Consider the following 14,067-nt stretch of genomic DNA (forward strand, 5'->3'; position numbering starts at 1 on the left):
GGAAGTGATCCCGTTCTTTGCTTTTGATCCTGCCATCCGGAAGATCATCTACACCACCAACGCCCCCTCTCGGCAGCATGCTTTGCATGCGCCTGCCGGGCAATGATTGAAAGCTTGAACCGTGTAATCCGCAAATCGATCAAGACGCGGGGATCGTTCCCGACCGAAGACGCTGCAACGAAGCTGATCTACTTGGCGATCCGCAACTTTGAGAAAGGCGGCCGGAATGTTCGAGAATGGTTTGCGGCCCGCAATCATTTCGCCATAATGTTCGAGGATCGCTTCAATGCGTGACTGTATCTAAAACCCGCATGGGCCAGGCCAGATACACAAAGTTCATGACACTCCCATTAAAACGGAATCACGTCATCTATCTGCTGCGCTCTATCTAGTCTTTTTTCAGTTTCGGAAATTTTGACCTGCAGCATTTTAAGCTCTTCTTTCAATTCTTCGTGCAAGGCCGATCCCCGAGCAATATGCGTAACTGCATCGCTCAATTCGACCACTGCCCGAAAAATATTCAAATCGCTATGGGTGATTGCATCGGCTAGTAGTCCGCTTGCGTTCCTAATTATATGTAGTAGCGCATTGGGTGAGAAATCCCGCTCAACCGATCTTGTTTTCCGAGCTAACAGACGGCTCAGGGATAAAACCTCTTCTAAGAGTTCCCGTTCACTTCGCAGTTCACCTCTCTCTTGTGCGCCCTCATCAGTCATTATCTCACTGATTTTCGCCTCTAATTGAGGCCACCACATTTCAGACACACGATCAAATGTGTCTTTCGGCAGATGGTTGTCCTCCCCAGCCTCATTTATCGTGCTGAGCACCTTTCTGAAGTCGTCTTTATCGAAATTTGTGGTTTGAAATGTCGCCAAGGGGCCGCTTAAATCCGTATTTTCCATTCCAAATAGAACCGAACATACCTTTGATTTTCCTAAGTCTTTCGAAAGCGCACCCGCTTCAAAAAGGATCCACGATTTCTCATAGTTTTCCCGTGTCAGGCATATCACGCCGACATGAGTGTCAGATAGTTTCTGCGCGATCTCTGAACTCCATTTCGCGCCCTTTTCGACATCATTTGGGGTAAAATAGGGTTGTGCAAATTGAAGCACCGAAGGGATCCAGCGGTAAAGTTCCTCAGCGATCTTCCTACTCGTTTCACCGCTCCAGCTTATAAAAACATTTGTCATTAAATACCTTTCTCAAACATCCAACTCCTCCACAAACTGCGCGTTCTGCTGAATATACGCGAACCGCATCTCCGGCTTTTTCCCCATCAGCCGCTCAACCAGATCCCCGGTTTCCCCCGGCACGTCCTCATCCACGGTCACGCGGATGAGCTTGCGGGTTTCGGGGTCCATCGTGGTCTCTTTCAGGTCCTTCGCGTCCATCTCGCCCAGACCCTTGAAGCGGCTGACATCAATCTTGCCTTTGCCGCCGAGACCCTTCTCCAACCACATGTTTTTCTCTGCCTCATCAAGGCAATAGACCCGTTTCGCCCCCTGCGTCAGGCGGAACAGCGGCGGGCAGGCGAGGTACAGATGCCCCGCGTCGATCAGCGGCCGCATTTGGGTGAAGAAAAACGTCATCAACAGCGACGCGATATGCGCGCCGTCGACGTCGGCGTCGGTCATGATAATGATCTTGTCATAGCGCAGATCGTCGAGGTTGAATTTCGTGCCCATGCCGACGCCAAGCGCTTCGCAAAGGTCGTTGATCTCGGCGTTGGTCGTGAGCTTGCTTGAGGCGGCACCCAGCACGTTCAGGATCTTACCCTTGAGCGGCAGCAGCGCCTGCGTATTGCGGTTGCGCGCGCCCTTGCCAGAGCCGCCCGCCGAGTCGCCCTCAACGATGAACAACTCGGTGCCTTCGCGGGTCTTGCTGGTGCAATCGGTCAGCTTGCCGGGCAGGCGCAACTTCTTGGTGGCGGATTTGCGGGCGGTTTCCTTTTCCTGCTTGCGGCGCATCCGTTCCTCGGCGCGCAGGACGAGGAAATCGAGGATGGCACCGGCGGATTTCGTGTCCGCCGCCAGCCAGTTGTCAAAGTGGTCGCGCACGGCGTTCTCAACCAAACGTGCGGCCTCGGTTGTGGCGAGGCGGTCTTTGGTCTGGCCCACGAATTCCGGCTCGCGGATGAAGCAAGACACCAGCGCGCAGCCCCCGGTGATCAGGTCGTCGCGGGTGATGTCCTTGGCCTTGCGGTTGTTCGCCAATTCGCCATAAGCGCGGATGCCTTTGAGGATCGCAGCCCAGAAGCCGCCTTCGTGAGTGCCGCCCTCGGGCGTGGGCACGGTGTTACAGTAGGACTGGATGAAGCCGTCACGCGCGGGCGTCCAGTTGATCGCCCATTCGACCTTGCCCGGCACGCCAAAGCGTTCTTGGAACTCGACCGTTCCGGCAAAGGGGTTTTCGGCATAGGTGGTTGATTTGCCAAGTGTTTCGCGCAGGTAATCAGCCAGGCCGCCGGGGAAGTGAAAAGTCGCCTCCATCGGCGTGTCGCCGTCTTCAATCTCAGATTTCCAGCGGATTTCGACGCCGGAGAACAGATAGGCTTTGGACCGGACCATCTTGAGCAGGCGGGCGGGTTTGAAACGGTGGGCGCCGAAAATCTGCTCATCCGCGTGGAAAGTCACTGTGGTGCCGCGCCGGTTGGGCGCCGCGCCGATCTTCTCCACCGGGCCTTGCGGGATCCCGCGGGAGAAGCGTTGTTCGAACAGTTCGCGGTTGCGCGCGACCTGCACCACCATCGAATCCGACAGCGCGTTAACCACAGATGCACCAACCCCGTGCAGACCGCCCGAGGTCTGATAGGCTTTGCCCGAGAACTTGCCGCCTGCGTGCAACGTGCAGAGGATCACTTCAAGCGCGGATTTGTCGGGAAACTTCGGGTGCGGGTCAATCGGGATGCCGCGGCCGTTGTCGCGAATGGTGACCGAATAATCGGCGTTCAGCTCCACCTCGATCCGGTTGGCATGGCCCGCCACCGCTTCGTCCATTGAGTTGTCGAGCACTTCGGCCACGAGGTGGTGCAGAGCGCGTTCATCGGTGCCGCCGATATACATGCCGGGGCGCTTGCGGACAGGCTCCAGCCCCTCCAGCACTTCGATGGAGGAGGCATCGTATTCGGTGGGTTCCTGGCCGGAAAGAAGATCGGTCATGCGGGCCTGCTCTTTGTTTGTGGGTGGGGGCCATTTTGACAGCCCCGCGCGCCGGGGGCAATCGCGGGTTTGTCTAATGGGCCGGATTTGGAGTGGTCAGGTGGCCTTGGCGCGTAGCCAATCGGCGAGGGTGTCTTCGTCGATGCGCCGTTGAGCCACTTCGCGGATCAGGTCGCCTGCCTCGACGGTGTCGTGGTCAAGTTGCACCCCATTGAGATCAAGACAGATATCGAGAACGAGATGCGCGGTTCGCTTGTTCGCGTCGTTGAAGACATGCCCAGTGGCAACCGCCACGCAATAAGCCGCAGCGAGGTCAAAGACATCTTCGATCATGCCGTAGACCAGTCGGTTGTCGACCCGTGCCAGCGCTCCTTCGAGCGATTTGTCTAAGGCCATGCCGGCCAACTCACCGGGGTTTAACGCGGAATCGTGGATCCTGACGACGAGGTCAGGTGAAAGCAGCACATAGGTCATTTATCTTTGAGATAGTCCAGAACCGGCTGGTTGATGTGCTTTCTGCGGGCAATGCTCTTCATCACCTCATCTAGCGTGGCCACGCGCGGCTCCTCCTGCAGGGTCGCCTCGGCTGGTACGAAATACCCCACACAACGTGAGTTCTTCATCACCGCCACGGGTTTGCCGCCAGAGCGTTCCAATACCTTATGCGGTTCGCGCATTTCGGTCATGGTGGCGATGTGGTTGGTATGGATGCGAGTCATGGCGTGGCTCCTGAATACACATCTCAATATACATTTGGTTGCGCATTTTACAAGGGCCGCGCCCTGCACCAATCAAGGATCGCCTTTGCCACAACCGACGGTTTTTGGTGGTGCAACCAGTGGTCCGCGCCTTCTATCTCAATCCGGGTAAGGTCTGGCGCAAAGGTTTCCAGCCCCGCGGTGGCTTCGGGCAAAAGGGCGGTATCCTCGGCCCCCCAGATCAGCAGATGCGGGCAGTTCACGCGCAAACGTTCAACCGGGAATTCTGGCAGGTCGCGCAGGGGCTTGCCGGGGGGCGCGACCTGCAGGGGGGAGGCGCGATACCAGTTGATCATCGCCCTCAGCCGCCCCGGACGCCCCCATTCCGCGCGGTAATCCTCAAGCCGCTCTGTGGTCAGCCAACTCAGGTCCATATGCGCCGAAAAGAGCTTTAGCAGCCCGGCGAAGTCGTCTTTGGCCAGCCTCACCGCGCTGCCTTCGGCGCGCAGCGCGTTGATATATTGCGAGGCGCGGGACTGTGCACCGCCTGCGGCCATGGCACGCTGAAAAGGCACGGGATGCACGCCGTTGAGAATGATCAGCCGGGCCACCAATTCGGGCCGGAACATCGCCAGTGCGTAGCCCACCGAAGCGCCCCAGTCATGCGCTAAAACCGTCACTGGCCTGTCTCCGATCAACGCGGCCATATCGGCCATAAGATGCGCCATCGCGTAGGGTTCGATCCCTTCGGGCGCGCTGCTTTGGCCATAGCCGCGCTGGTCGGGGGCGATGCAATGGAAGTGCTGGCAAAGCAGCGGGGCCAGATCGCGCCATGCGCCGCCATATTCGGGAAAGCCATGGAGCATGAGCAGCGGCGGCAGGTTCTCATCGCCCCAATGGCGTATGAAAATCTCCTGACCGTTCACGCGGCGGGTTTCGGTCCGTGTTGGTTCCATCGCGAGCCCTCCTGCCATCAGCTTTGCCGCTCAGGGCCGCAGACGCAAGGAATTCATGGCAAAATCAGGGCAAGAAAGCCCCGCAACCCTATGGCAGAGCGCAAAAACCGGACTTTCCCTTTGCAGCGGCCCGGCGTAAGGCTGGCCCATGACCAAAGTAATGACCAACCGCAATCACGTCCGGGCGATCCTGACGCTTGGCCTGCCGCTGATCGGCGGGCATCTGGCGCAGATGGCCATCGGGGTGACCGATACGGTCATGCTGGGCTGGTATTCGGTCGAGGCGCTGGCGGCGGTTGTTCTGGGCAGCACCTATTTCTTCGTGCTGTTCATCTTCGGTTCGGGCTTTGCCATGGCGGTGATGCCGCTGGTGGCCGCCTATGACGCCGAGGATGATGAGATTGGCCTGCGCCGCGCCACGCGCATGGGGCTGTGGCTGTCGGTGGGTTTTGCGATGATCGCGCTGCCTGCGATGATCTGGTCACCTGCGGTGCTGGACCTGCTGGGGCAGGGGCCCAACCTTGCCGATACGGCGGGGGATTACCTCAAAGTCGCAGGCTGGGGGATTGTGCCTGCGCTGCTGGTGATGGTGCTGAAATCCTACCTTGCTGCCTTGGAGCGGACTCAGGTCGTGCTGTGGATCACGCTGCTGGCCGCCGTGATCAATGCGATGGCGAACTACGCGCTGATCTTCGGCAACTGGGGCGCGCCGGAGCTTGGCGTGATGGGCGCGGCGGTGGCCTCGGTCACGACGCAATGCGTCTCGCTGATCGGGGTGGTGATCTACGTGCTGATCGCCCTGCCGCAACACAGTCTGTTCGTGCGGCTCTGGCGGGTTGATACGCAGATGCTGGTGCGGGTCTTTACGCTGGGGCTGCCGATTGGTCTGACCACGCTAAGCGAAGTCGGTCTGTTTGCGGCCTCATCGTTGATGATGGGCTGGCTGGGGACGATCCCGCTGGCGGCGCATGGGATTGCGATCCAGCTCGCCTCTCTGACCTTCATGGTGCATCTGGGGCTGAGCAATGTCGCCACGATCCGCGCGGGCAATGCCTATGGCCGCCGCGACGTGCCGCATATGAAGCGCGGGGCGGTGATTGTCACGGTCCTGTCGCTGGTCTTTGCGCTGATCACTATGGTCGGTTTTGTGGGCTGGCCCGAGCCGTTGATCTCGGTTTTCATGCAAGAGGATGAGCCTGCGCGGGTTGAGATCCTTGCCATCGGCACCGGCCTTCTGGTCATGGCCGCGCTGTTTCAACTGGTCGACGGGGCGCAGGTCGTGGCGCTTGGCCTGCTGCGCGGGGTGCAGGATACCAAGATCCCGATGGTGATGGCCGCGATCAGCTATTGGGTGGTCGGCATGCCCTGCTCCTATTTCCTTGGCTTTACGCTGGGGTTCGGAGCGATGGGCATTTGGGCCGGTCTGGTGGCCGGGCTGGGCGTTGCGGGGCTGCTGCTCAACGCGCGGTTCTGGGGCGTCACGGTTAAGTCACTGGCCGGGTAACCCTCAGCCCCGATCCATCCGATCCGCCTTTTTGCGCACCAGCGTGCTGCGCAGGTCGTGCATTGCCAACAACAAGTCATCCGTCACCGCCTCAAGCTCGGCGTCCGTGGCGCGCGATTGCGCCCATTGGGTGGTGAGGTTCAGATAATCCACCGCGCGGCGGATGTCGTCAATCTCCCGCGCGGCAAGGGTTTCGCGGCGCGCCTTTGTCCAGCGGGCGATCTCGGACTTATCGGCATCGGTTAGACGGTGCTGCCCGTGAGGCTTTACCTCACCGTTGCGGATGTTGACGACGGCGATCTGCTCCATCTCGATCCGGCGCTGGCGGTTTGCGGCATCCAGCCGAAACACCGCCGCGCCATTCTCGCGGATCCTGAAATAATAGTCGGGAAGATCGCCTGCCATGGTTCGCCTTTACGTCAGCCCGGCACAGAAAGTCTGGATGCGGGTGCATGCTTCTTTCAGCGCGTCGTCAGACGTAGCGTAGCTGACGCGGAAATTCGGCGAAAGACCGAAGGCCGCGCCAAAGACGACCGCAACGCCGGTTTCGTCAAGCAGCGCGGTGGCAAAGGTCTCATCATCTGAGATCTTGGTGCCCGCCGCCGAGGTCTTACCGATCAGCCCGGCGATGGAGGGGTAGACGTAAAACGCCCCCTCGGGTGTCGGGCAGGTGATGCCCTCAATGGCCGAGAGCATCTCGACCACCAGATTGCGGCGGCGCACGAACATCTCGTTGTTCTCAGCGATGTAATCCTGCGTGCCGTTCAGTGCCTCAACCGCGGCCCACTGGCTGACCGAGCAGGGGTTCGACGTGCTTTGCGACTGGATTTTGCGCATCGCGCCGATCAGCTTTTCCGGGCCTGCGGCATAACCGATGCGCCAGCCCGTCATGGCATAGGCTTTGGACACGCCGTTGACGGTCAGCGTGCGGTCGTAAAGCGCGGGTTCCACCTCAGCCGGGGTGCAGAACGCGAAACCGTCATAGGCGAGGTGCTCGTACATATCATCACTCATCACCCAGACATGCGGGTGGCGCATCAGCACATCGGTCAGCGCCTTCAACTCGTCGCGGCTATAGCCCGCCCCGGTAGGGTTCGAGGGCGAGTTGAAGATGAACCATTTGGTCTTCGGCGTGATCGCCTCATCCAGCGCCTCGGGGGTCAGTTTGAAGTTATTCTCAAGCGTGGCGGGCGCGATCACCGGGGTGCCGCCTGCGAGCAGCACCATATCGGGATAGCTGACCCAATAGGGCGCGGGGATCACGACTTCTTCGCCGGGGTTCATCGTTGCCATCAGCGCGTTGTAGAGGATCTGCTTGCCCCCGGTGCCGACGCTGACCTGTGCGGGCGTATAGTCCAGCCCGTTGTCGCGTTTGAACTTGGCGCAGATCGCCTGTTTCAACTCGGGGATGCCATCCACGGGGGTGTATTTCGTCTTGCCTGCGTTGATCGCGGCGACGGCGGCGTCCTTGATATTCTGCGGCGTGTCAAAGTCCGGCTCGCCCGCGCCAAGTGCGATAATATCGCGCCCCGCGGCCTTGAGTTCTGCCGCCTTGGTAGTGACGGCGATGGTGGGCGACGGTTTGACCCGATCAAGGGTCGCGGACAGCAGTTCCATTTCAGCCTCGGGTTGCTTATGAATATCCCCACGTTCATAGGGGGCGGCCCCGCACCCGGCAAGGGTGTCTGGCAGGAGATAAAGCATGACCGACGAGATTGACTGGTACGGGCCTGAGGCCGCCACCTTTGGCGACCGGGTCGCGGCGGCCCGCGAACAGACCGGCATGACACAGGCGATGCTGGCCAAACGGCTGGGCGTGCGTCTGGCGACTTTGCGCGGCTGGGAAGAAGACCTGTCCGAGCCGCGCGCCAACCGGCTTTCGATGCTGGCGGGGCTGCTCAATGTCTCTATGATGTGGCTGATCAATGGCGAAGGCGAAGGGGTCGATGCTCCCGAAGCGGGCGAAACCGCGCGCCGCGTCGATCTTGAAGAGGTGCTGGCCGACATGCGCGCCCTGCGCAGCGACCTGCTGAAAAAGGCCGAGACTGTCGGGAAAATGGAAAAGCGCATTCGGCGCCTTATGACGGAGCCCGCAGATGCCTGAGGTCCATGAACACCGGTTGAAACGCCTGCAAATGCGCTCCATGCGCCGGGGCATCAAAGAGATGGACCTGATCCTATCGGCCTATGCCGAGGCGCGGCTGCCGCAGATGGATGACGCGGGGCTTACGCTCTATGATCAGATGCTCAATGAGAATGACTACGACCTCTATCTTTGGGTGAGCGGACAGGCCGAGGCCCCCGCCGACTATGCAGCATTGGTCACGGATATCCGCGGGCAATTGGCCGAGGCGCGGGGCTGATTCAAAAAACCCGAAAGGGTTTAACGAATTATTCTGATTTTTCAGCGAGTTTCCGGTTCGAACAAGGTGAACCGGAGATTTCGCATGAGCATTCAAGACCCCGCTGCGCAGCCGATGGCCATAAAGGGTTTTATGGCAGGCTATCTTGAGTCCCTGTCCTTGGTCGAGCGGTTGCACCGCTTGCTGCTGGACGTGATCAAGGACGAATTCGAACGTGTCGGCGTGTTAGAGATCAACGCCGTGCAGGCGCTGCTTTTGTTCAACATCGGCGATAACGAGGTGACCGCGGGCGAGCTGAAAAGCCGTGGCTACTATCAGGGCAGCAACGTCAGCTACAACCTCAAGAAGTTGGTCGAAATGGGCTATATGCATCACCAGCGCTGCGAAATTGACCGCCGGTCCGTCCGCGTTCGGCTGACCGAAAAGGGGCGTTATATCCGCGATGTGGTGGCCGAACTTTTCTCGCGCCATGCCGATGGGATGGAACACAAGGGCGTGCTGGGCGATGCAGGAATCGAGGATATCACCCGCTCTCTCAAACGGATGGAGCGGTATTGGACGGATCAGATCCGCTATATCTACTGATCGCGGGCAGGAGGGATGAGGTTCGAGTAGACCCTCCCCTCCACTTCCCGCAAGAGCTTGCGTGTCATAGCGCGGGCGTAGTCCTCAAACCCCTCTGCCGTCTCAACGAAAGCGCCGGGGCCGAGCATGACTTCGGCCCGGTAGTATGACGCCAGCGCGCCGACCCCGCCCTGTTGACTGTCGCCAAGCGCCGGGTCTTCCGCGCCGATCACCAAACCGTTGATGGTCAGCTCCTGTGGCCCGAGGGGCTGGGCTTGCAACCTGTCGCGTATATCCCGAGGCCGCGGACCGAAGTTCGAGATGCCATCGCCCGAGATATCCAGCGTGTGTTTCTGGCAGGCGGCGCGCATCGCCAACTGGCCTGCGCCAAACTGCATCGCATCCCCCAATGCCGTGCCGGGAGACGCCTCACGCCGCTCGGTGCTGCGCAAAAGTGCGATGGCCCCCTCAAGCGCCGCCGCATCGCTCAACGTGGTCCAAGGTAAGATCACCGTCTGATCACTGGATCCGCTCCATTCATAGATCATCAGGTCGACGCCATGCTCCGGCAGCGCCAGCAGGGCGTCCCGCACACGCGGATCGTTCAGCGCGTCGGCCAAACCACCGATCTGCAACCGATACTCTCGCGCATCGACCGAACCAGAGACATCCAGCCCCAAGGCAAGCGCCTGCCGACAAGCGGCCTCGGCCGATGGAATGGCATTGATCGTGAGAAAAAGGGCGAGGGCCGCGCGGATCATCCCAGCGATCCGTTCAGCCCCGGCGGCCCCTCCTTTGGGGCGACCGAAGAGGGCACATCACGCACCGGACGCCGCGCGTGACGACAAAGGCCCGCCCGCGCTGCGCCCATGGGCGCGAGCATCAGCGCCAGCAGGGCACTGATGCAGAGCCTTACCAATGACCGGTGTTTTCCATGCTGGCCCAAGGTTCCTGCTCGGGCAGGGCGTCACCCTCTTGCAGCAATTCGACCGAGATATTGTCGGGCGAGCGGACAAAGGCCATCCGCCCGTCCCGCGGCGGGCGGTTGATGGTCACGCCGTTGTCTTGCAGGTGCTGGCAGGTCTCATAGATATTCTCGACCGTATAGGCGAGGTGACCAAAATGGCGGCTGTCACTGGGCAGCGCGTCATCGCCGTCCCAGTTATAGGTCAGCTCCACATCCGCATGGCCATCGTCCATGCCCGGCGGGCAGAGGAAAACCAGCGTGAACCGGCCCCCATCGTTGTCGATCCGGCGCCGTTCCACAAGGCCCAGAAGTTTGTAAAATGCGATAGAGGCGTCCAGATCCTTCACGCGCACCATTGTATGCAAGTATTTGATGGGCATCGGTTTTCCTTCAGTTGGGCCGCTTGGGGAGGGATGAAACACCCTGTTCGGGCCGAAAATTCGTCGTCAAAAAGTCGTCACAAAACGGGAAGCGGCAAAATATGCCCGCCGCGCTTTGATAGAGAGTTTAGGCGCGAAACCACCGGTGTCAAAGGCGGCATCGGCATTGTCAGGCGATTGCCCCCGCAAAGCCGCCTTGAGGCGCGCGGCGCGGAAGGGTATGCAATGACAAATGCCACGGATAACGGGGGGGTGCCTGCGTGAAACAGTACCATGATGCGCTGCGCGAAGTGCTGGATCAGGGGGTGACCTCGACCGACCGCACGGGAACGGGGACGATCTCTCATTTCGGGATGCAACAGCGCTACCGGATGGCCGATGGCTTCCCGCTGGTGACGACGAAGAAGCTGCATCTGAAATCCATCGTGCATGAACTTTTGTGGTTCCTCTCGGGCGACACGAACATCGGCTACCTCAAGGAAAATGGCGTTCGCATCTGGGACGAATGGGCGGATGAGAACGGTGACCTCGGCCCGGTCTATGGCCATCAATGGCGGCGTTTTCCGATGGTGGGTGAGCCGATGCCGCAGCCCGATGGGACGGTGCTGCATCAGGCCGGTCAAGTCGATCAAATCGCCAAGCTGGTCGAGGCGATCCGCAAGACCCCCGACAGCCGCCGGCTGATCGTTTCGGCGTGGAACCCCGGCGAGGTAGATCAGATGGCGCTGCCGCCCTGCCATACGCTATGGCAGGTACGCATCGCGGGCGGCAAGCTGCATTTGCAGCTTTATCAGCGCTCGGCGGATATGTTCCTTGGCGTGCCGTTCAACATCGCCTCCTACGCGCTGCTGCTGGAGATGTTGGCCCATGTCACTGGCTACGCACCGGGCGATTTCGTGCATTCGATGGGCGACGCGCATATCTATTCCAACCATCTGGAACAGGTGCAGACCCAACTTGCGCGCACCCCCAAGCCGCTGCCAAAGCTGCGGATCAACCGCGAGGTGAGCTCGATCTTTGATTTCCGCTATGAGGATTTCACCTTCGAAGGCTATGACCCCGACCCAGCTATCAAAGCGCCGGTGGCCGTCTGATGCTGAGCCTGATCGTCGCCCGCGCCCGCAATGGTGCCATTGGCAAAGACGGGGATATCCCTTGGTCGCTGCCCGAAGACCTGAAATTCTTTCAGCGCGAAACCACCGGCGGTGCCATCATCATGGGGCGCCGCACATGGGAAAGCCTGCCGTTCAAGCCTTTGAAGAACCGTCTGAATTGCGTGGTCTCCAGTACTGATATTGAGGGCGTCCATGTGGCGCGCGACCCGCAGGCGGCCTTGGGCCATTGCGCGGCCGAGGGGTATCGCCGGGTCTACGGCATCGGCGGCGAAGGCATCTACCGCGCGCTTCTGCCCTTGGCGGATCGGCTCTTGGTGACCGAAGTCGACGTGGAAATCGACGCGGCAGACGCATTTTTCCCCGAGTTTGACCCCGAAGAATGGATTGAGCTTGGCAATCTCTGCCTGCGCGCCAAGGGCCCGCGCGCCATCGCGCGGGAGTGGCTGCGCCGCCGGTGACAACCATTGACATAGGCCGCGCGGCACGCATCACTGCGGCCTATGTTTGATCTGTCCGCACCGCCTGAGGGGTTTGTCGAAAACCCATTCCCCCATTACGACCGCCTGCTGCGCGAGGCCCCGGTGCTGCGCCAGCCCGATGGCTCTGTGCTGATCTGCCGCCACGCGGACCTGAACGCGATTTACCGCGACACCACGCTTTATATCTCGGACAAAAAGCTGGCCTTCGCGCCGAAATTCGGCCCTGGCAGCCCTCTGTTTGAGCATCACACCACAAGCCTCGTGTTCAATGACCCACCGTTGCACACCCGCGTGCGGCGGATCATGACATCGGCCCTGACGCCCAAGGCGCTGGCACGGATGGAGCCGGGGCTGATCGACACGGTCGACCGTCTGCTGGAAGGGCTGGGCCCCACGCCGGACCTAATTGAGGACTATGCCAGTTGCATTCCGGTGCAGATCATCGGCAACCTGCTGGACGTCCCGATGGAAGAACGCGGGCCCCTTCGGGACTGGTCGCTGGCAATTCTCGGCGCGCTGGAGCCTACCTTGAGCGAAGCGGAGTTGGAGGCGGGCCATACTGCGGTGCGCGCGTTCAAAGCCTATCTGCAAGACCTCATCGCCCGGCGCCGGGCTGATCCGGGGGATCCTGAAACCGACGTGCTGACGCGGCTCATTGCCGGAGATGACGGCGGGCAGTTGACCGAGATCGAGTTGATTCAAAACTGCATTTTTATTCTCAACGCAGGCCATGAGACGACCACCAACCTGATCGGCAGCGCCCTCGCGCTGCTCCATGACCACCCGGATCAAAAGGCGCGATTGCTGGCGGAGCCCGCGCTGATCGGCCCCTGTATCGAAGAGGTGCTGCGCTTCCGTTCGCCCAATCAGTTCGGCAACCGCGAGGCCACGGCCCCCGTCACGATCGGCGGGGTGGAGATTGCCGCGGGGACCAACCTGCATCTTTGCATCGGAGCGGCCAACCGCGACCCGGAAGTCTTTGAGGAACCGACGAAATTCGGTATCGGGCGCAAACCCAATCGGCATCTGGCCTTTGCCGGTGGTCCGCATGTCTGCGTGGGGCTGACCTTGGCACGGATGGAAGGGAAAATCGCCCTCCAACGCTTTCTGAACCGTTACCCGGACTATGAAATCAGCGCGGCGCGTCAGGGCGGTGGGCGCATCCGTTTTCACGGTTATGCGACGCTTCCGGCGCGGTTGAGTTAAAGGCGCACTGCCATAAAAGACTGGACTTGATGAAAGCGCCCCGGCAATCTTCGTTCATATTGTATATAATTGCGAGGATTATCATGCGTCTAACGACAGCTATTGCCGCGGCGGTAGGGCTGCTTTCTGCGGGTTTGGCCGGTCAGGCTTCGGCCGAGCCTAAGGTCTATGCCTATCCTAGTAGCGCGAATTATTGCCCGGCTGGATTGCAGCCGGTGACGCTTGGCGGCGCGATTGGCTGCGGGACACCGAACCAGCCCATGACCTATGCAGAGGTCAAAGCGCATCCGGTTGTCCACCGCCATCGCCACCCGCACCGCGCAGTGACACTGCGCCGTTCAGCCCGCGTGCCTTGCCCGGTCGGGGCAAAGGGCTGTTCGTATCAGTGAGCTCTCAAGCAACGCCCGGCGCGGGACGCCGGGTGTTCTTTTGCGATATCGTCGCTAGAGCAGGGCGAGATCGGTGGCCATCTGCCGACCGTCGCGGCCTTCGGTCAGCTCGTAGCTGACCTTTTGATCATCCGCCAAGCCGGTCAGGCCAGAGCGTTCGACCGCTGAAATATGAACAAATACATCGTTACCGCCGCTCTCGGGGGCGATGAACCCGTAGCCTTTGGTGGTGTTAAACCATTTCACGGTGCCAGTCGGCATAATCTTCTCCGCGCCTCCTTTGTCTTT

At 60.4% G+C, this 14,067-nt stretch carries 18 protein-coding genes and 1 pseudogene; 9 read left to right on the forward strand and 10 right to left on the reverse strand.

Annotation, left to right across the window (positions count from 1 at the left end; translation table 11 throughout):
• Positions 1 to 294, forward strand: a pseudogene (locus tag A3722_RS00860) (transposase); the annotation flags it as partial.
• A gap of 56 nt (positions 295 to 350) precedes the next feature.
• On the opposite strand, the gene A3722_RS00865 reads toward A3722_RS00860, so the two are convergent.
• From A3722_RS00865 to A3722_RS00885, 5 genes are all read right to left on the reverse strand, one after another.
• Positions 351 to 1,190, reverse strand: coding sequence for a TIR domain-containing protein (locus A3722_RS00865; RefSeq protein ID WP_067622924.1), 840 nt, complete (start codon positions 1,188 to 1,190; stop codon positions 351 to 353).
• A gap of 12 nt (positions 1,191 to 1,202) precedes the next feature.
• The gene (gene parE, locus A3722_RS00870) at positions 1,203 to 3,158 is read right to left on the reverse strand and encodes a DNA topoisomerase IV subunit B (protein WP_067622921.1); all 1,956 of its coding nucleotides are present in this window, start codon (positions 3,156 to 3,158) and stop codon (positions 1,203 to 1,205) included.
• 96 nt (positions 3,159 to 3,254) lie between these two features.
• Positions 3,255 to 3,632, reverse strand: coding sequence for a type II toxin-antitoxin system death-on-curing family toxin (locus tag A3722_RS00875; protein ID WP_067622918.1), 378 nt, complete (start codon positions 3,630 to 3,632; stop codon positions 3,255 to 3,257).
• Positions 3,629 to 3,877, reverse strand: coding sequence for a hypothetical protein (locus A3722_RS00880; RefSeq protein ID WP_067622915.1), 249 nt, complete (start codon positions 3,875 to 3,877; stop codon positions 3,629 to 3,631). The genes A3722_RS00875 and A3722_RS00880 overlap by 4 nt, the downstream gene beginning before the upstream one ends.
• A 47-nt stretch (positions 3,878 to 3,924) precedes the next feature.
• Positions 3,925 to 4,812 (reverse strand): alpha/beta fold hydrolase, encoded by an 888-nt coding sequence (locus A3722_RS00885; protein WP_067622912.1) that lies wholly within the window; start codon positions 4,810 to 4,812, stop codon positions 3,925 to 3,927.
• A gap of 148 nt (positions 4,813 to 4,960) precedes the next feature.
• Between A3722_RS00885 and A3722_RS00890 the strand changes: the two genes are divergently transcribed.
• A complete protein-coding gene (locus A3722_RS00890; RefSeq protein ID WP_067622910.1) occupies positions 4,961 to 6,316 on the forward strand; it encodes an MATE family efflux transporter in 1,356 nt (451 codons plus the stop codon).
• Positions 6,317 to 6,319: 3 nt separating this feature from the next.
• Here the strand turns inward: A3722_RS00890 and A3722_RS00895 are convergent, their stop codons facing one another.
• Both A3722_RS00895 and A3722_RS00900 read right to left on the reverse strand, forming a co-directional pair.
• Positions 6,320 to 6,721, reverse strand: a complete 402-nt coding sequence (locus A3722_RS00895) for a hypothetical protein (protein ID WP_067622908.1) — start codon at positions 6,719 to 6,721, stop codon at positions 6,320 to 6,322.
• Between the two features lie 9 nt (positions 6,722 to 6,730).
• A complete protein-coding gene (locus A3722_RS00900; protein WP_067622935.1) occupies positions 6,731 to 7,933 on the reverse strand; it encodes a pyridoxal phosphate-dependent aminotransferase in 1,203 nt (400 codons plus the stop codon).
• A gap of 85 nt (positions 7,934 to 8,018) precedes the next feature.
• Between A3722_RS00900 and A3722_RS00905 the strand changes: the two genes are divergently transcribed.
• From A3722_RS00905 to A3722_RS00915, 3 genes are all read left to right on the forward strand, one after another.
• Complete coding sequence (locus A3722_RS00905) at positions 8,019 to 8,420, forward strand: helix-turn-helix domain-containing protein (protein WP_067622907.1); 402 nt, start codon at positions 8,019 to 8,021, stop codon at positions 8,418 to 8,420.
• Complete coding sequence (locus tag A3722_RS00910) at positions 8,413 to 8,679, forward strand: succinate dehydrogenase assembly factor 2 (RefSeq protein WP_067622905.1); 267 nt, start codon at positions 8,413 to 8,415, stop codon at positions 8,677 to 8,679. The genes A3722_RS00905 and A3722_RS00910 overlap by 8 nt, the downstream gene beginning before the upstream one ends.
• Positions 8,680 to 8,763: 84 nt before the next feature.
• Positions 8,764 to 9,264, forward strand: a complete 501-nt coding sequence (locus A3722_RS00915) for a MarR family winged helix-turn-helix transcriptional regulator (protein ID WP_067622903.1) — start codon at positions 8,764 to 8,766, stop codon at positions 9,262 to 9,264.
• On the opposite strand, the gene A3722_RS00920 is transcribed toward A3722_RS00915, so the two are convergent.
• Together A3722_RS00920 and A3722_RS00925 are read right to left on the reverse strand one after the other, a co-directional pair.
• The gene (locus A3722_RS00920) at positions 9,258 to 10,004 is read right to left on the reverse strand and encodes a DUF1194 domain-containing protein (RefSeq protein ID WP_067622901.1); all 747 of its coding nucleotides are present in this window, start codon (positions 10,002 to 10,004) and stop codon (positions 9,258 to 9,260) included. The two genes, A3722_RS00915 and A3722_RS00920, sit on opposite strands and share 7 nt — an antisense overlap.
• 151 nt (positions 10,005 to 10,155) lie before the next feature.
• Positions 10,156 to 10,590, reverse strand: coding sequence for a VOC family protein (locus tag A3722_RS00925; RefSeq protein ID WP_067622898.1), 435 nt, complete (start codon positions 10,588 to 10,590; stop codon positions 10,156 to 10,158).
• Positions 10,591 to 10,850: 260 nt separating this feature from the next.
• On the opposite strand from A3722_RS00925, the gene A3722_RS00930 reads away from it, so the two are divergent.
• The 4 genes from A3722_RS00930 to A3722_RS22950 all read left to right on the forward strand — a co-directional run bounded on the left by A3722_RS00930 (position 10,851) and on the right by A3722_RS22950 (position 13,779).
• The gene (locus A3722_RS00930; RefSeq protein ID WP_067622896.1) at positions 10,851 to 11,684 is read left to right on the forward strand and encodes a thymidylate synthase; all 834 of its coding nucleotides are present in this window, start codon (positions 10,851 to 10,853) and stop codon (positions 11,682 to 11,684) included.
• Positions 11,684 to 12,163 (forward strand): dihydrofolate reductase, encoded by a 480-nt coding sequence (locus tag A3722_RS00935; RefSeq protein ID WP_067622893.1) that lies wholly within the window; start codon positions 11,684 to 11,686, stop codon positions 12,161 to 12,163. The genes A3722_RS00930 and A3722_RS00935 overlap by 1 nt, the downstream gene beginning before the upstream one ends.
• Before the next feature lie 42 nt (positions 12,164 to 12,205).
• Positions 12,206 to 13,390, forward strand: a complete 1,185-nt coding sequence (locus tag A3722_RS00940; protein WP_067622890.1) for a cytochrome P450 — start codon at positions 12,206 to 12,208, stop codon at positions 13,388 to 13,390.
• Between the two features lie 83 nt (positions 13,391 to 13,473).
• Entirely contained in the window at positions 13,474 to 13,779 is a 306-nt protein-coding gene (locus tag A3722_RS22950) for a hypothetical protein (protein ID WP_082849307.1), read from the forward strand.
• Between the two features lie 54 nt (positions 13,780 to 13,833).
• On the opposite strand, the gene A3722_RS00945 is transcribed toward A3722_RS22950, so the two are convergent.
• On the reverse strand, positions 13,834 to 14,040 hold the full coding sequence (locus A3722_RS00945) for a cold-shock protein (protein WP_067262111.1): 207 nt from the start codon (positions 14,038 to 14,040) through the stop codon (positions 13,834 to 13,836).
• Between the last annotated feature and the right edge of the window lie 27 nt (positions 14,041 to 14,067).

This window comes from Sulfitobacter sp. HI0027 (assembly GCF_001634775.1).
Taxonomy (GTDB): domain Bacteria; phylum Pseudomonadota; class Alphaproteobacteria; order Rhodobacterales; family Rhodobacteraceae; genus Sulfitobacter.